The following is a 16,464-nucleotide window of genomic DNA, read 5'->3' as shown; positions in this document are numbered from 1 at the left end:
TAAAGCCAGAATTAGTTGCTTTCCAGCATGTTAATAATCTGGTTTGCGACCACTTTAGCGCTTTGGTCATCAGTACGAATGGTCACGTCGGCAATCTCTTCATACAGCGGATTGCGTTCATTGGCCAACGCTTCCAGAACTTCACGTGGCGGTGTTTCAACGTGCAGCAACGGGCGTTTTTTATCACGCTGCGTGCGTGCAAGTTGCTTTTCGATGGTCGTTTCAAGATAAACGACAACGCCACGAGCGGAAAGACGGTTACGCGTTTCGCGGGATTTCACAGAGCCGCCGCCAGTAGCCAGCACAATACCCTGCTTCTCGGTCAATTCATTGATGACCTTTTCTTCGCGATCGCGGAAGCCTTCTTCGCCTTCTAAATCGAAAACCCAGCCCACATCAGCTCCGGTTCGTTTCTCAATCTCTTGATCGGAATCGTAAAATTCCATATTGAGTTGTTGAGCTAACTGGCGCCCAATAGTGCTTTTTCCGGCACCCATAGGCCCAACCAGAAAGATATTGCGTTTCTCTGCCATTTTTTCGGTACTACTAAGACTATTCGTTAATGATAAACCCGCTTCGCTCAGAGAGCGCAGCAGGACATGAACTGAAACCTCATAAGATATTGCGAGAGTCAGACTGAAAATTATCTCAATACTCCAGCAGGTTTGGCAACTGAATAAATCGCCCATCCCTCTGCATATCTGGTCGCTGCAGGCATGCTGCCTTGCTATCACCGCTTTGGCGATAAATCACCGGGTAAGATTAGCGTAAAAAAGACAGCAAAATGCCGCCTGAATGATAAATCATCATCATAAAACGCAGGCAGCTAAGAGCACCAACTCTCAAATCGGTACTCCTTGTATGCTAAATACCTGCGCGCGTCAAATAGATGAAACACGTTCAACGTAAAAACATCACCGCTTTTGCGGCGGTTTACTCACTGGAAACCAGTCGTGGCGTGATAAACACCACTAACTCACGTCGTTCATCTTCTTTTCCGTCATGACGAAATAATTGCCCGAACCAGGGAATGTCACCCAACAGCGGTACGCTATCCTGACCCGATTTATTTTTACGGGTAAAAATGCCGCCCAGCGCCAACGTTTCTCCGCTTTTGACCTCGACTTGCGTTTCGATCTCCTGCTTGTCAATTGCCAGCACTTCGCCATCGGCTTGTTGAAGGACCTGCCCCGGAACGTTCTGGCTGATGTGTAATTTCAGCCGGATGCGACCTTTTTGTAACACCGTGGGCGTGACTTCCATTCCCAGTACCGCCTCTTTAAACTCCACCGATGTTGCACCACTTTCACCACTGGAAACCTGATACGGAATTTCGCTTCCCTGTTTAATGCTGGCAGGCTGGAGATGCGAAGCCAGTAAACGTGGACTGGCGATGATATCCAGTTGCTGTTTCTGTTCTAGTGCGGAAAGCTCCAGATCCAGCAAACGTCCGTTGATCCGCCCAATGTTAAAACCGATATGCGTCGTCGCCGTCGCCACCGCGAGATCGCTACCGAGCGTAGTCACTTGCCCAACGCCGCCAGCTTGTTGCGCATCGGCCAGCGTCCATTTCACGCCTAACTCGCGCAGACTTTTTTCATTAATGGTGACAATGTGTGCCGACAGTTCAACCTGGCCTACCGGCAAATCCATTTGCATGACCCACTGTTCCAGTGCAGTTAACGCCGCCTGGTTATCGCGCAGCAAAAGGCGATTAGTGCGTTTATCAACGGTCATGCTGCCTTTGGTGCTAAGTAGCTTCTCCCCCGCTTTCGCCAACTCTCCGGCATCGGCGTATTGCAGGGTAATGCTGCGATTTTCCAGCGGCAGGTTTGCCTGCGCCCGTGCTTTCTCTGCCTCCTGGCGGGCGATATTTTCATTTTGCCAGGCAACGGAATGCACTGAAAGAATATTGCCTTCCTGACGCGTTATCAGCCCGGCGCTTTTCACTACGGTTTGTAGCGCCTGCTTCCAGGGAACATCCGTTAAATGTAGCGATACCGTACCGCTGACGTCTGGCGACACCACCAGGTTTAGCTTCTCCTGTTCGGCCAGCGCCTGCAAAACCTGAGCAACCGGAACGTCATCCACCATCAGCGTGACTTTTTGCGGCTTTGCCGCCTGCACGATGGGTATCATCATCAACAGTAGTGCGGCTATCCATTGCTTCATTTGTATCTCCTTGCCGTTGCCACAACCACTGTGGCGGTTCGCAGTTTGTCCCGGTTCCCAGCGTTAGTGTGTCTGGCGTCAGCTGTAAGATCGTCCAGCCGTTTTCCAGCACATCGTTTTGCTGCACCCGTCGCCATTTCTTTTGCCCATCTTTTATTACGCCAATAACGCGCTCGCCTCTTCCTACCATCCCCTGATAGCGCCACTGGGTAAGTTCGCTAATCCGGCATAGATCTTCCGGTGGTTTAAACGGGTCGCGCATGCCGGTTAATAGCCATAATGCAACACCAGCCAGCAGCCAACGTTTAGCCATCATTCGCCCCCTCCAGTTGGAGCGTGAACAAGAGTTCATCACCTTCCACGCTTAACGAAAAACGACTTACGCTGACGTTGCGCTCTGCCAGTCGTGTAAATGCCGACGGCACCGCTTCCCAGAGCGTTTTCAACGCCAACTCCCCTCCCTGGGCGGACGGATGCCAGTAAACCAGTTGCGCGCCAGGCAACTGAAAATCCAGCGGCGAAAAGGGCAACGTCTTTTCTTCGCGGATGGGTGTGGTGTCTACCAGGCGATGCAGTGCAGCCCACTGCTGGTGATTACTTGCCCGCAGTCGAATTAATGCGTCGCTCTCTTCCTGATGGGCCAATGAAAGAACGATGATTGTGAATAACACCAGCAACCAGACTGCCCAGCCAAACTGACGGGTACGAGGAGATGTGGCAAACCACCAGTCAAAGAGCGAGTTCATCGCTAACCTTCCTTGTTAACCGGTACGCAAATTGCCAGCGCCCTTGTGCATCCTGCTGCGTGGCCCCTCGCTGGTTGAGCTGAAAAGAGGCATCCTCACGGAGTGACTTCTCCAACACATTTAGTGCTGTGATGTTCGACGTAAGTCCTTTGACTTCCAGCGTTCCCTGCTGCCAGCTCAGCGTGGTCAGCCAGGCTTTTTCTGGTAAAAGCGTCGCCAGCGCTTCCAGCGCTGGTTGCCAGTCGCGGGTAAATTGTCGCTGACGCTGACGTCGCAAATGCTGTTCGCGTAACTGTTGGCGTTCCAACAAACGTGGCTTAGTGACCTGTAAGCTACGGGCGAGTTGTTGTTCTCCCTCGAGCAAAATGGCGTCTACGCGTGCTTCGGCGTTATATGCCAGACGCTGCATTAGCGTTATCCCTACGGTCAGCAGCAGAGGGGCAACAAACATCTGCAACCAGAAGCGAAAAAAGGCCGCACGGCGTTGCTGTCGCCAGGGCAAAAAATTGATTGGTGGGTTCATTAGCGACTCTCCCCAAGCGCCAGCCCCAGCGCAATGGCGAAGTCTCCACCTGGTGGCGGTAGCGGCGGCTGACGAACAGAAACCGCCTCCCAGGGGTCAAATCCGCCTTCGCCGCATATTGCGATACTGTCGGGATCCACGGATAACATCGCTGCAAGGTCATTCGCGCTTGTCATCCCCACCACCAGCTTGCGCCCCCAGCGATAACGCGTCGCCCACAACCACTGTTCGTGATCACACCAGGCCAGACATTGCTTGTGAGGGGGTAAAAAAGGCAGAAACCGTTGTAAAGCGCAGGCATCTGGGGTAATTGCGCTAACGTGAACACGCAATCTTTCTGCCAGGGTAAGTAACGTTGCCAACTCTTTGCTTTGCGCGGCGGTCACGTTATAGGCCGGGCTTAGTGAATCTTCGCTATAATCGAAGCGCAGGGAGTCCGGTTCCATATCCAGCTCGCGTGCCATTGTGCCTGCCAGCCATGCCGTTTGCTCTCGCTCACCGAGAGACATCGCCGGGCGTGGAAATGCCCTCTGTAACGTTCGACCAGCAGGAAATGCCAGCATAATGTGATGTCGATGCGGCAGTTCACGACTCCACGGTAACAACGTTTTTGCCAGCCGCTCTGTATCGAGAATGCGTCCATCTTTGATAATGTCTGTCGCCAGCGGCAAACGCCACCAACGTTGCAAAAAACATTCTTTTGCACCACGCACGATAGCAACCGCCACCGCTTCTTGCTGTTGTAAATGCAACCCAATTTGCCAGTTCTTAAATGCCATTGTGATGATCTCCTTATCACCCGTCACTCTGACGGGTATATCAATGCGTCTGGCTTGCCTTTATACTACCGCGCGTTTGTTTATAAACTGCCCAAATGAAACCAAATCGGAAATTTCCAGTGAAGTTCGTAAAGTATTTATTGATCCTTGCAGTCTGTTGCATTCTGCTGGGAGCAGGCTCGATTTATGGCCTCTACCGCTACATCGAGCCACAACTGCCGGATGTGGCGACATTAAAAGATGTTCGCCTGCAAATTCCGATGCAGATTTACAGCGCCGATGGCGAGCTAATTGCGCAATATGGTGAAAAACGTCGTATTCCGGTTACGTTGGATCAAATCCCGCCGGAAATGGTGAAAGCCTTTATCGCGACGGAGGACAGCCGCTTTTATGAGCATCACGGCGTTGACCCGGTGGGGATCTTCCGTGCGGCAAGTGTGGCGTTGTTCTCTGGTCACGCGTCACAAGGGGCGAGTACCATTACCCAGCAACTGGCGAGAAACTTCTTCCTCAGTCCGGAACGCACGCTGATGCGTAAGATTAAGGAAGTCTTCCTCGCGATTCGTATTGAACAGTTGCTGACTAAAGACGAGATCCTCGAGCTTTATCTGAACAAGATTTACCTCGGTTACCGCGCCTATGGTGTCGGTGCTGCGGCACAAGTCTATTTCGGTAAAACGGTCGACCAACTGACGCTGAACGAAATGGCGGTGATTGCCGGGCTGCCAAAAGCCCCATCCACTTTCAACCCGCTCTACTCAATGGATCGCGCCGTCGCGCGGCGTAACGTTGTGCTGTCGCGTATGTTGAGCGAAGGGTATATCACCCAGCAGCAATATGATCAGACGCGTAGTGAGCCGATTAACGCCAATTATCACGCGCCGGAAATTGCCTTCTCGGCGCCGTATCTCACCGAAATGGTGCGTCAGGAGATGTATAGCCGTTACGGCGAAAGCGCTTATGAAGACGGTTATCGCATTTACACCACCATTACCCGCAAAGTTCAGCAGGCCGCGCAGCAAGCGGTGCGTAACAACGTGCTGGACTACGACATGCGTCACGGTTATCGCGGCCCGGCTAATGTGCTGTGGAAAGTGGGTGAGACGGCGTGGGACACCAAAAAGATAACCAATACTCTGAAAGCGTTGCCGACTTACGGTCCGCTGCTGCCTGCCGCAGTTACCAGCACCAATCCGCAGGAAGCGACAGCGATGCTGGCTGACGGAACGTCCGTAACGTTGCGTATGGAAGGCGTTCGCTGGGCGCGTCCTTACCGTTCAGACACTCAACAGGGACCAACGCCGCGTAAAGTGACTGATGTGGTGCAAACGGGTCAGCAAATCTGGGTTCGCCAGGTTGGCGATGCCTGGTGGCTGGCGCAGGTGCCAGAGGTGAACTCGGCGCTTGTGTCGATCAATCCGCAAAACGGTGCCGTCATGGCGCTGGTTGGTGGCTTTGACTTCAACCAGAGCAAGTTTAACCGCGCAACTCAGGCGCTGCGTCAGGTAGGTTCGAATATCAAACCGTTCCTCTACACCGCAGCAATGGATAAAGGTCTGACGCTGGCAAGTATGCTGAACGATGTGCCGATTTCTCGCTGGGACGCCGGTGCTGGTTCTGACTGGGAGCCGAAAAACTCACCGCCGCAATATGCCGGTCCAATCCGTTTACGTCAGGGACTGGGTCAGTCGAAGAACGTAGTGATGGTGCGTGCAATGCGGGCTATGGGCGTTGACTACGCTGCAGAGTATCTGCAACGCTTCGGCTTCCCGGCGCAAAACATTGTTCATACCGAATCGCTGGCGCTGGGTTCCGCGTCCTTCACGCCGCTGCAGGTGGCGCGCGGCTATGCAGTAATGGCGAACGGTGGCTTCCTGGTGGATCCGTGGTTTATCAGCAAAATTGAAAACGACCAGGGCGGCGTGATTTTCGAAGCGAAACCGAAAGTAGCTTGCCCGGAATGCGATATCCCGGTGATTTATGGCGATACGCAAAAATCGAACGTGCTGGAAAATAACGACGTTGAAGACGTGGCTATCTCCCGCGAGCAGCAAAATGTTTCGGTGCCGATGCCGCAACTGGAGCAAGCTAATCAGACATTAGTCGCGAAGACCGGCGCGCAGGAGTATGCACCGCACGTTATCAGCACTCCGCTGGCATTCCTGATTAAGAGCGCACTGAACACCAATATCTTTGGTGAACCAGGCTGGCAAGGTACTGGCTGGCGCGCAGGTCGTGATTTGCAACGTCATGATATCGGCGGGAAAACCGGGACCACCAACAGCTCGAAGGATGCATGGTTCTCGGGTTACGGACCAGGCGTAGTAACCTCAGTATGGATTGGCTTTGACGACCACCGTCGTAATCTCGGTCATACCACGGCTTCCGGGGCAATTAAAGATCAGATCTCTGGTTATGAAGGTGGTGCTAAAAGCGCGCAGCCTGCATGGGACGCTTATATGAAAGCCGTTCTGGAAGGCGTACCGGAACAACCGCTGACGCCGCCGCCGGGTATTGTGACGGTGAATATCGATCGCAGCACTGGGCAACTGGCCAGCGGCGGCAACAGCCGCGAAGAGTACTTCATTGAAGGTACACAGCCTACACAGCAAGCGGTGCGCGAGGTGGGAACGACCATTATCGATAATGGTGAGGCACAGGAATTGTTCTGATTAAAAAGGCGCTTCGGCGCCTTTTCAGTTTGCTGGCAAAGTGCGCGTTGTTCATGCCGGATGCGGCATGAACGCCTTAGCCGGCATGCAAAATCTTGAAAACTCAATACATTGCAGGAACCCCGTAGGCCTGATATGCATGACGCATCAGGCAAGATCTACGTATTTACAACCGTCCCTGCCCCTTCAACCACTCACGTACCAGGAACAGCGCGCTGACATTGCGCGCTTCATTGAAGTCAGGCTCTTCGAGCAAATCCATCATATGCGCCAGCGGCCAGCGAACCTGCGGTAGCGGCTCCGGCTCATCGCCTTCCAGCGATTCCGGGTAGAGATCTTGCGCCACCACAATATTCATTTTGCTGGAAAAGTAAGACGGCGCCATGCTGAGTTTCTTCAAAAAAGTCAGATCGTTCGCACCAAATCCCACTTCTTCTTTTAGCTCGCGGTTAGCTGCTTCGTAGACGCTTTCACCGGGATCAATCAGCCCTTTCGAAAACCCTAACTCGTAGGATTCAGTTCCCACCGCGTACTCACGAATCAGGATCAGATGGTCGTCCACAATAGGCACAATCATCACCGCTTCCCTGTTGGTTGGACGCATTCGTTCATAAACACGCCGCACGCCATTGCTGAACTCCAGATCCACGCTTTCGACGGTAAACAGTCGGGAACGGGCTACAGTTTCAACATTCAGAATGGTGGGTTTTTGTAATGATTTTCTCATTGTGGAATCTTTGCAGTGAAATCAGTATTTATTGTGCGATATCGGACACCGTTTCGGCAATGTGAATTGCATGTTATTTACATTTATGCAACCTGATAAATAATCGTTCTCAAATCAAATTAAAAGTCAATAGGTTGAAATAACTCCAGGAATTTGCTGATATTCCGCCCTCAGAGGGTTTGCTATGATCAGCGGTTACTGGGATGCGCTTAATGATGCTCAAGTTCAACTCCACGCTTGCCGATAGCCAACCGCAGAATCCTATATTGTGTCCAGGGTGCGAATAATCACGCCTGACAAATTAAGTAAGATGGGGAAAGCATGAGCACCATTGTGATTTTTTTAGCTGCTTTGCTGGCCTGCTCACTACTTGCGGGATGGCTGATAAAAACCCGCACCAGGCGGCGACAATTGCCCTGGGCTAACGCCTTCGCTGATGCGCAAACGCGCAAACTCACTTCTGAAGAACGTAGCGCCGTTGAAAATTATCTCGAAAGCCTGACGCAGATTTTGCAGGTTCCCGGTCCGACGGGTGCCAGCACGGCGCCTGTCTCTCTGACGCTGAACGCCGAAAGCAATAATGTGATGATGCTGACGCACGCTATCACACGTTATGGCATCTCTACCGACGATCCCAATAAATGGCGCTACTACCTTGACTCGGTAGAAGTCCACCTGCCGCCTTTCTGGGAGCAGTACATCAACGACGAAAACACCGTTGAACTGATTTATACCGACTCACTCCCATTAGTCATTTCACTCAACGGCCATACGCTGCAAGAGTATATGCAGGAGACTCGCGGTTACACGTTACAACCTATTCCATCAACGCAGGCATCGATTCGCGGTGAAGAGAGCGAACAAATTGAGTTGCTCAACATTCGCCAGGAAACGCACGAAGAGTATGCACTTAGCCGCCCACGAGGATTGCGGGAAGCGCTGCTGATTGTCGCCTCATTCCTGATGTTCTATTTCTGCCTGGTGACCCCGGATGTATTTGTCCCGTGGTTAGTTGGCGGCGCGCTGCTGCTGCTGGGCGCGGGCCTGTGGGGATTATATGCGCCACCTGCCAAATCCTCCCTAAGGGAAATCCACTGCCTGCGCGGGACACCGCGTCGCTGGGGGCTGTTTGGTGAAAACTCTCAGGAACAGATTAACAATATTTCGCTTGGTATTATCGATCTGGTCTACCCCGCGCACTGGCAACCTTACATTGCCCAGGATCTCGGACAACAAACCGATATCGATATCTACCTCGACCGTCACGTCGTGCGCCAGGGGCGCTATCTTTCGCTGCATGACGAAGTAAAAAACTTCCCGTTGCAGCACTGGCTACGCAGCACGGTTATCGCAGCCGGTTCGCTGATAGTCTTGTTTATGCTGCTGTTCTGGATCCCACTGGATATGCCGCTGAAATTCACTCTCTCGTGGATGAAAGGCGCGCAGACTATTGAGGCCACCAGTGTTAAACAACTTGCGGACGCTGGCGTACGCGTAGGCGATACCTTACGTCTAAGTGGTACAGGCATGTGTAATATCCGCACTTCCGGCACCTGGAGCGCGAAAACCAATTCACCGTTTTTGCCGTTTGACTGCTCGCAAATCATCTGGAATGACGCCCGTTCATTGCCATTACCGGAATCGGAACTGGTTAACAAAGCTACGGCACTGACCGAAGCAGTAAACCGTCAACTGCACCCTAAACCAGAAGATGAATCACGCGTCAGTGCCTCATTACGTTCTGCGATTCAGAAATCCGGCATGGTTTTGCTTGATGACTTTGGCGACATCGTACTGAAGACAGCAGATCTCTGTGCAGCCAAAGATGATTGTGTGCGCTTAAAAAACGCCCTGGTGAATCTTGGCAACAGTAAGGACTGGGACGCACTGGTGAAACGCGCCAACGCAGGAAAACTTGATGGTGTGAATGTATTACTCCGCCCGGTGAGCGCAGAATCGCTGGATAATCTGGTGGCGACTTCCACCGCACCGTTTATCACTCATGAAACGGCGCGAGCGGCACAATCACTGAATAGCCCAGCGCCTGGCGGCTTCCTGATTGTCAGCGACGAAGGCAGCGATTTTGTCGATCAACCGTGGCCAGCAGCCTCACTTTATGACTACCCGGCGCAAGAACAATGGAACGCTTTCCAGAAGCTGGCGCAAATGTTGATGCATACACCGTTTAACGCCGAGGGGATCGTCACCAATATTTTCACCGATGCCAACGGCACGCAGCATATCAGCTTGCACCCTATTCCGGACCGTTCTGGCCTGTGGCGCTATCTCGGCACCACATTACTGCTACTGACGATGTTCGGTTGTGCCATCTATAATGGCGTGCAGGCCTGGCGTCGTTACCAGCGTCATCGCACCCGCATGATGGAGATTAAGGAATATTACGAAAGCTGCCTGAATCCGACGCTGCTCACGTCTTCAGAAAGCCTCATCGAATAACACGTTTGCGCGGCAGGTTATGCTACCCTGTCGCGCAAATTGCTTCACTCTGGAGATTTCCCCCATGCATATCAACATTGCCTGGCAGGACGTAGACACCGTTCTGCTGGATATGGACGGCACGTTGCTCGACCTCGCCTTCGATAACTATTTTTGGCAAAAGCTGGTGCCTGAAACATGGGGCGCGAAAAACGGTGTTACGCCACAGGAAGCAATGGAATATATGCGCCGGCAATATCACGACGTGCAGCATACGCTAAACTGGTACTGTCTTGATTACTGGAGCGAGCAACTGGGTCTGGATATCTGTGCGATGACCACCGAGATGGGGCCGCGTGCTGTGTTGCGTGAAGATACTATTCCGTTTCTCGAAGCGCTGAAAGCCAGCGGCAAGCAGCGAATTTTGCTCACTAACGCCCATCCACATAACCTGGCCGTTAAACTTGAGCATACGGGTCTGGACGCACACCTTGATTTATTACTTTCCACCCACACATTTGGTTATCCGAAAGAGGATCAGCGGTTATGGCATGCGGTGGCCGAAGCTACGGGTCTGAAAGCTGAAAGAACGCTGTTTATTGATGACAGCGAAGCCATTCTCGATGCTGCCGCGCAATTTGGTATTCGTTACTGTCTCGGCGTCACCAACCCTGACTCTGGAATAGCCGAAAAACAGTATGAACGCCATCCGTCACTGAATGACTACCGCCGCCTGATCCCCTCGCTAATGTGAAGGAGACGCCATGAAAGAAAAACCGGCTGTTGAGGTTCGACTGGATAAATGGCTATGGGCCGCCCGTTTTTATAAAACCCGCGCGCTGGCCCGCGAAATGATTGAAGGCGGTAAGGTGCATTACAACGGGCAACGCAGCAAGCCGAGTAAAGTCGTCGAGCTGAATGCCACGCTCACGCTGCGCCAGGGAAATGACGAACGAACGGTGATTGTAAAGGCGATTACTGAACAGCGTCGCCCCGCCAGCGAGGCGGTCTTGTTGTATGAAGAGACTGCGGAAAGCGTAGAGAAACGCGAAAAAATGGCGCTGGCACGTAAACTTAATGCCTTAACCATGCCGCACCCGGACCGGCGCCCGGACAAAAAAGAGCGCCGTGACCTGTTACGATTTAAACACGGCGACAGTGAATAACTGTCACCTGCAAGAGAGATGATTATGCCGCAACATGACCAATTACATCGCTATCTGTTTGAAAACTTTGCCGTTCGCGGCGAACTGGTAACCGTTTCGGAAACCCTGCAACAGATCCTTGAGAATCACGATTATCCGCAGCCGGTGAAAAACGTGCTGGCAGAACTGCTGGTCGCGACCAGCCTGTTGACCGCTACGCTGAAGTTTGATGGTGATATCACCGTACAGTTGCAAGGCGACGGTCCGATGAATCTGGCGGTTATTAACGGTAACAACAAACAGCAGATGCGCGGTGTTGCGCGCGTGCAGGGCGAAATTCCAGAAAATGCCGACCTGAAAACGCTGGTCGGCAATGGTTACGTGGTGATCACCATTACCCCGAGCGAAGGCGAACGCTATCAGGGCGTGGTTGGTCTGGAAGGTGATACCCTGGCGGCTTGCCTGGAAGATTACTTTATGCGTTCTGAACAGCTGCCGACGCGCCTGTTTATTCGCACCGGCGACGTAGATGGCAAACCGGCTGCGGGCGGTATGTTGTTGCAGGTAATGCCTGCGCAAAATGCCCAGCAAGACGACTTCGACCACCTGGCGACGCTGACCGAAACCATCAAAACTGAAGAGCTGCTGACGTTACCGGCAAACGAAGTTTTGTGGCGCTTATACCACGAAGAAGAGGTGACGGTTTACGATCCGCAGGATGTTGAGTTCAAATGCACCTGCTCGCGTGAACGTTGCGCAGGCGCGCTGAAAACGCTGCCGGATGAAGAAGTTGATAGCATCCTCGCGGAAGAAGGCGAAATTGACATGCATTGTGATTACTGTGGTAACCACTATCTGTTCAATGCAATGGATATTGCCGAGATCCGCAACAATGCGTCTCCGGCAGACCCGCAGGTTCATTAATCGCCATGTCCGGCAGAGATGACTCTGCCGGATATCATAACTAAATTGCCTGATGCGCTGCGCTTATCTGGCCTACGGATTAAATGCAATTTATCGCAGGTAAGATAAGGCGCCGCATCCAACCGCGCTGTCATTAATTCAGATTCAAATCCAGCGTTTCACCATCCACCGTAAGATCGCGCCACACTTTAGGCTTCGTCCCCAGTTTTCCATCCTTCGCCGCTGTGAGTAATTTCTCTTTCGTTATTACACGCGGAAGTGAACTCATCGTAATCTCTTTCCATTCTTTCCCGGCAGGATCAACACCATAGACAATGACTCTTTCATCATTAAAGGCAAACAGGATCCGCTCAGCCCTACCATCACTATTCAGATCTTGCTCTACCAGCACGCAGGCATCTTTTTCAATACATATCATTGCGTTATAGCGATTTTTCATCACTACCGACCAGAATGTCGTATCAGGTTTGCCAGAACCTGGGGCAATAAATACATTATCAGCTAATGCTTTTTCCGATATCTGCTGCTGAAGACGTTGCACTCCATCAAACGCCATCAGCAGACCCCGCCTGCGTTTCGGGTCTTTCATATACTCGACATCGCTTTTCAGCGACTCAAGCGCTGCACGCCCATAGCGACCGCTATGTTCGAGCATGTAGATACTTACCTGGTCTGGCGTGTTCTTGCCACTCTGATAACGCGCCATATGGCTGTTCACGCTAATGCGCATACTGTCCAGCACCGGTGAATTAAGAAGCACCAGTATCACCAGCACCAATAACGAAACCGTAAGGTTCACTTTGCCCTGAAGAACAAGGGGATTTTGCCCTTTACGCCAGGCAATACTGACGAAATACCCCAGCGACCAGACCAGTAACACCACCACCGCCAGTGCGCCGTGCAAGCGTTCGGTAGTCCAGCCGTATTGAGCGACCCGCATCCATATAGCCCAGGCGGCGATCAACACATAGAGCGGCGCCACCAGCAGAGACGTTTTTATCAGGCAACGCAACGGGCCAGTCCAGGGAAGCGATGCTTTTTGCGGATCGCGGACAATGGCCATTAAGAGCAACTGCAAAAAGGCCAGAGTTAAAAGCAGCCCAGCGGCGGAGATGTGGCGGGAAATCGTATTCAAACCAGCAAAGGGCAAAGTGATAATAAACAGCAGCGTCAGCAGTGAAACCAGTGGTAGCAAACCTGTGGCGATTAACGTGAAGAGCTTTTGAATAGAGGCGATTAACCGCGATTGAGTCCGCGCAAGAATGACTGCCAGCGCGGTAACCAGGCCCAGCGTAAGATACATAAACCAGTCGGTTGAAAAAAAGAGGGTACTGAAAAACGTGATGCCAACAAGTTTAAATAACTCACTCCACAGTAAAAGTACCAGCCATGTCAGACCATTAGTGATCAAAATCACCATCAATATTAGAGCGTTATGCCACGCTGACTGGTAAAAAAAGCTATAGTTCGTTCGCTCTTTTCTGTCGTGCAAATTCAGTTGTACCCAAGGCAATAACAACATCGCCATTAACAGCAGATAACAACCAAATTCCCAGAGTTCCTGGTCCGCTCGCCAGGGACTCATGCCATCAATTTGCCACTTCAGCCAGCCGCTCATCGCCAGGGTGGCAATAAATACCAGCGCCAGCCACCCCCACAAACGCTTCTGTTTGAAGGATTCCACGGTGAATAACAAAACGGATGAAAGCGCCACGGTCGCAGGAATGCCGTAAACAAGCCAGTTGTTATTGTCCACAGCCAGCCAGGTTATCAGAAAATAGCAAACCAGCCCCTGGATTAATCCAGTGGCGACCATTCCCCACCGTGTTGCAGGTGAAATTTCAACGTTATCCATGTTCGTGATCCGGAATCAAAAGGAAGGTTAATTATTGCATTCAGGCAGTACTAATATTTATTTTAAGAAAAATTTACAAAAAATTTTGCGGTGGTGAATCGATACTTTACTGATTGATTTTACATAAATTTCAATCAAGAATGAGATTTAACTCACATTATAATGGCCAATTAAACTAACATTTAACCTTTTAGGAACATTTTCCACACCTGGAATGCTATTTCTGCGATAATAGCAACCGTTTCGTGACAGGAATCACGGAGTTTTTTGTCAAATATGAATTTCTCCAGATGCGTAAATCTATGAGCCTTGTCGCGGTTAACACCCCCAAAAAGACTTTACTATTCAGGCAATACATATTGGCTAAGGAGCAGTGAAATGCGCGTTAACAATGGTTTGACCCCGCAAGAACTCGAGGCTTATGGTATCAGTGACGTACATGATATCGTTTACAACCCAAGCTACGACCTGCTGTATCAGGAAGAGCTCGATCCGAGCCTGACAGGTTATGAGCGCGGGGTGTTAACTAATCTGGGTGCCGTTGCCGTGGATACCGGGATCTTCACCGGGCGTTCACCAAAAGATAAGTATATCGTCCGTGACGATACGACTCGCGATACCTTCTGGTGGGCAGACAAAGGCAAAGGTAAGAACGACAACAAACCTCTCTCTCCGGAAACCTGGCAACATCTGAAAGGCCTGGTGACCAAACAGCTTTCCGGCAAACGCCTGTTCGTGGTTGATGCTTTCTGTGGCGCTAACCCGGATACTCGCCTTTCCGTACGTTTCATCACCGAAGTGGCCTGGCAAGCGCATTTCGTCAAGAACATGTTTATTCGCCCGAGTGATGAAGAGCTGGAAGGTTTCAAACCTGACTTTATCGTCATGAACGGCGCGAAGTGCACCAACCCGCAGTGGAAAGAACAGGGTCTGAACTCTGAAAACTTCGTGGCGTTTAACCTCACCGAGCGCATGCAGCTGATTGGTGGCACCTGGTACGGCGGCGAAATGAAGAAAGGGATGTTCTCAATGATGAACTACCTGCTGCCGCTGAAAGGTATCGCTTCTATGCACTGCTCCGCCAACGTTGGCGAGAAAGGCGATGTTGCGGTGTTCTTCGGCCTTTCCGGCACCGGTAAAACCACCCTTTCCACCGACCCGAAACGTCGCCTGATTGGCGATGACGAGCACGGCTGGGACGATGACGGTGTGTTTAACTTCGAAGGCGGCTGCTACGCGAAAACCATTAAACTGTCGAAAGAAGCAGAGCCAGAAATCTATGGCGCTATCCGTCGCGATGCACTGCTGGAAAACGTCACTGTACGTGAAGATGGCACCATCGACTTTGATGATGGTTCAAAAACCGAGAACACCCGCGTTTCTTATCCGATCTATCACATCGATAACATCGTTAAGCCAGTTTCCAAAGCGGGCCACGCGACTAAAGTTATCTTCCTGACCGCAGATGCTTTTGGCGTACTGCCGCCGGTTTCTCGCCTGACTGCCGATCAAACTCAGTACCACTTCCTCTCAGGCTTCACCGCCAAACTGGCTGGTACAGAGCGTGGCATCACCGAACCGACACCAACCTTCTCTGCCTGCTTCGGCGCGGCATTCCTGTCGCTGCACCCAACTCAGTACGCAGAAGTGCTGGTAAAACGTATGCAGGCAGCGGGCGCGCAGGCATATCTGGTTAACACTGGCTGGAACGGCACTGGCAAACGTATCTCCATTAAAGATACCCGCGCCATTATCGACGCCATCCTCAACGGTTCGCTGGATAACGCAGAAACCTTCACTCTGCCGATGTTTAACCTGGCGATCCCGACCGAACTGCCGGGCGTAGACACGAAGATCCTCGATCCGCGTAACACCTACGCTTCTCCGGAACAGTGGCAGGAAAAAGCTGAAACGCTGGCGAAACTGTTTATCGACAACTTCGATAAATACACCGACACCCCAGCGGGTGCCGCGCTGGTAGCGGCTGGTCCGAAGCTGTAATCGGTTAAGTTAAGCGACGAAATCCCCCGTTTCGCGAGATTCGGGGGATTTTTTATAGTAGAAAGGAAGCATCAATGAGCTACGATTTAATGGTGTTTGAACGTAGTGCAGCCCCACAAGATCCGGCTGTTTTTATGGAATGGTATGAGAAGCAAACTTCGTGGAGTGAACAACACGACTACAATAATTCAGAAATAAGCAGCCCCGCCCTTAGAAATTTTTACTCAACTCTGATTCAAACCTTCCCTAATTTAAATGGGCCGGATGCCCCCGATGACGAACAGTTCGATAAGCTGGAGGAGTCAGGATTAGATGTTTATTTGACCGACTATTCAATTGGAAAAAATATTATCTATATGGCATTCAGCTGGTCTGTAGCAGATGACGCATTGAAAAAAGTTCGTGAAATAGCTCACATTCATCAGGTTGGCTTTTGCAATGTAAGTAGCAATATGGAAGTTGAATAATCTTATCAACACGATGA

The 16,464-nt window shown here is 51.5% G+C and carries 15 protein-coding genes; 7 read left to right on the top strand and 8 right to left on the bottom strand.

Translation table 11 applies throughout. The features are described from left to right. Window positions 1–11: 11 nt before the first annotated feature. The 6 genes from aroK to hofM form a co-directional block, all read right to left on the bottom strand. The gene (gene aroK / locus FEK46_RS16820; RefSeq protein ID WP_001507994.1) at window positions 12–533 is read right to left on the bottom strand and encodes a shikimate kinase AroK; all 522 of its coding nucleotides are present in this window, start codon (window positions 531–533) and stop codon (window positions 12–14) included. Window positions 534–933: 400 nt separating this feature from the next. Beyond that, window positions 934–2,172 (bottom strand): DNA uptake porin HofQ, encoded by a 1,239-nt coding sequence (hofQ, locus tag FEK46_RS16815; protein ID WP_135560265.1) that lies wholly within the window; start codon window positions 2,170–2,172, stop codon window positions 934–936. Further along, the gene (locus FEK46_RS16810; RefSeq protein WP_135560266.1) at window positions 2,084–2,488 is read right to left on the bottom strand and encodes a DUF2531 family protein; all 405 of its coding nucleotides are present in this window, start codon (window positions 2,486–2,488) and stop codon (window positions 2,084–2,086) included. Before FEK46_RS16810 ends, hofQ begins: the two co-directional genes overlap by 89 nt. Next, entirely contained in the window at window positions 2,478–2,918 is a 441-nt protein-coding gene (locus FEK46_RS16805; RefSeq protein WP_130217650.1) for a DNA utilization protein HofO, read from the bottom strand. Before FEK46_RS16805 ends, FEK46_RS16810 begins: the two co-directional genes overlap by 11 nt. After that, window positions 2,902–3,441 carry a PilN domain-containing protein gene (locus FEK46_RS16800; protein ID WP_135560267.1) on the bottom strand — a complete coding sequence of 180 codons (540 nt, stop codon included), beginning with the start codon at window positions 3,439–3,441 and terminating at the stop codon, window positions 2,902–2,904. Before FEK46_RS16800 ends, FEK46_RS16805 begins: the two co-directional genes overlap by 17 nt. Further along, window positions 3,441–4,220 (bottom strand): DNA utilization protein HofM, encoded by a 780-nt coding sequence (hofM, locus tag FEK46_RS16795; protein ID WP_135560268.1) that lies wholly within the window; start codon window positions 4,218–4,220, stop codon window positions 3,441–3,443. Before hofM ends, FEK46_RS16800 begins: the two co-directional genes overlap by 1 nt. A 119-nt stretch (window positions 4,221–4,339) precedes the next feature. On the opposite strand from hofM, the gene mrcA reads away from it, so the two are divergent. Next, the gene (mrcA, locus tag FEK46_RS16790) at window positions 4,340–6,892 is read left to right on the top strand and encodes a peptidoglycan glycosyltransferase/peptidoglycan DD-transpeptidase MrcA (protein WP_130208973.1); all 2,553 of its coding nucleotides are present in this window, start codon (window positions 4,340–4,342) and stop codon (window positions 6,890–6,892) included. 166 nt (window positions 6,893–7,058) lie between these two features. Here the strand turns inward: mrcA and nudE are convergent, their stop codons facing one another. Then, window positions 7,059–7,619, bottom strand: coding sequence for an ADP compounds hydrolase NudE (gene nudE, locus FEK46_RS16785; RefSeq protein ID WP_105268146.1), 561 nt, complete (start codon window positions 7,617–7,619; stop codon window positions 7,059–7,061). 321 nt (window positions 7,620–7,940) lie between these two features. Here nudE and igaA point away from each other — a divergent pair, with 321 nt between their 5' ends. The 4 genes from igaA to hslO all read left to right on the top strand — a co-directional run bounded on the left by igaA (window position 7,941) and on the right by hslO (window position 12,124). Further along, window positions 7,941–10,076: an intracellular growth attenuator protein IgaA gene (gene igaA / locus FEK46_RS16780; RefSeq protein WP_130261026.1), complete on the top strand. Its 2,136-nt coding sequence runs from the start codon at window positions 7,941–7,943 to the stop codon at window positions 10,074–10,076. Window positions 10,077–10,140: 64 nt separating this feature from the next. Next, the gene (yrfG, locus tag FEK46_RS16775) at window positions 10,141–10,809 is read left to right on the top strand and encodes a GMP/IMP nucleotidase (protein ID WP_130208977.1); all 669 of its coding nucleotides are present in this window, start codon (window positions 10,141–10,143) and stop codon (window positions 10,807–10,809) included. Between the two features lie 10 nt (window positions 10,810–10,819). After that, window positions 10,820–11,221: a ribosome-associated heat shock protein Hsp15 gene (gene hslR / locus FEK46_RS16770; RefSeq protein ID WP_000660493.1), complete on the top strand. Its 402-nt coding sequence runs from the start codon at window positions 10,820–10,822 to the stop codon at window positions 11,219–11,221. A 24-nt stretch (window positions 11,222–11,245) separates the two neighbouring features. Continuing rightward, on the top strand, window positions 11,246–12,124 hold the full coding sequence (gene hslO / locus FEK46_RS16765) for an Hsp33 family molecular chaperone HslO (protein WP_130208979.1): 879 nt from the start codon (window positions 11,246–11,248) through the stop codon (window positions 12,122–12,124). Between the two features lie 133 nt (window positions 12,125–12,257). Here the strand turns inward: hslO and FEK46_RS16760 are convergent, their stop codons facing one another. Next, window positions 12,258–13,979 carry a DUF4153 domain-containing protein gene (locus FEK46_RS16760; protein ID WP_135560269.1) on the bottom strand — a complete coding sequence of 574 codons (1,722 nt, stop codon included), beginning with the start codon at window positions 13,977–13,979 and terminating at the stop codon, window positions 12,258–12,260. Between the two features lie 378 nt (window positions 13,980–14,357). On the opposite strand from FEK46_RS16760, the gene pckA reads away from it, so the two are divergent. Together pckA and FEK46_RS16750 are read left to right on the top strand one after the other, a co-directional pair. Next, window positions 14,358–15,980, top strand: coding sequence for a phosphoenolpyruvate carboxykinase (ATP) (gene pckA, locus FEK46_RS16755; RefSeq protein ID WP_130208983.1), 1,623 nt, complete (start codon window positions 14,358–14,360; stop codon window positions 15,978–15,980). Window positions 15,981–16,054: 74 nt separating this feature from the next. Then, complete coding sequence (locus FEK46_RS16750) at window positions 16,055–16,447, top strand: hypothetical protein (RefSeq protein WP_130221390.1); 393 nt, start codon at window positions 16,055–16,057, stop codon at window positions 16,445–16,447. Window positions 16,448–16,464 lie beyond the last annotated feature (17 nt).

The sequence above is a fragment of the Escherichia sp. E4736 genome, from assembly GCF_005781225.1.
GTDB lineage: Bacteria > Pseudomonadota > Gammaproteobacteria > Enterobacterales > Enterobacteriaceae > Escherichia.
The sequence above is the reverse complement of the archived record's forward strand: the minus strand, read 5'-3'. Positions and strand labels throughout refer to the sequence as shown.

Coding starts and splice junctions, on each gene's coding strand:
- igaA (WP_130261026.1), top strand. CDS start 7,941: ATGAGCACCATTGTGATTTTTTTAGCTGCTTTGCTGGCCTGCTCACTA.
- FEK46_RS16800 (WP_135560267.1), bottom strand. CDS start 3,441: ATGAACCCACCAATCAATTTTTTGCCCTGGCGACAGCAACGCCGTGCG.
- FEK46_RS16805 (WP_130217650.1), bottom strand. CDS start 2,918: ATGAACTCGCTCTTTGACTGGTGGTTTGCCACATCTCCTCGTACCCGT.
- FEK46_RS16760 (WP_135560269.1), bottom strand. CDS start 13,979: ATGGATAACGTTGAAATTTCACCTGCAACACGGTGGGGAATGGTCGCC.
- FEK46_RS16750 (WP_130221390.1), top strand. CDS start 16,055: ATGAGCTACGATTTAATGGTGTTTGAACGTAGTGCAGCCCCACAAGAT.
- hofQ (WP_135560265.1), bottom strand. CDS start 2,172: ATGAAGCAATGGATAGCCGCACTACTGTTGATGATGATACCCATCGTG.
- nudE (WP_105268146.1), bottom strand. CDS start 7,619: ATGAGAAAATCATTACAAAAACCCACCATTCTGAATGTTGAAACTGTA.
- aroK (WP_001507994.1), bottom strand. CDS start 533: ATGGCAGAGAAACGCAATATCTTTCTGGTTGGGCCTATGGGTGCCGGA.
- hofM (WP_135560268.1), bottom strand. CDS start 4,220: ATGGCATTTAAGAACTGGCAAATTGGGTTGCATTTACAACAGCAAGAA.
- yrfG (WP_130208977.1), top strand. CDS start 10,141: ATGCATATCAACATTGCCTGGCAGGACGTAGACACCGTTCTGCTGGAT.
- hslO (WP_130208979.1), top strand. CDS start 11,246: ATGCCGCAACATGACCAATTACATCGCTATCTGTTTGAAAACTTTGCC.
- hslR (WP_000660493.1), top strand. CDS start 10,820: ATGAAAGAAAAACCGGCTGTTGAGGTTCGACTGGATAAATGGCTATGG.
- FEK46_RS16810 (WP_135560266.1), bottom strand. CDS start 2,488: ATGATGGCTAAACGTTGGCTGCTGGCTGGTGTTGCATTATGGCTATTA.
- pckA (WP_130208983.1), top strand. CDS start 14,358: ATGCGCGTTAACAATGGTTTGACCCCGCAAGAACTCGAGGCTTATGGT.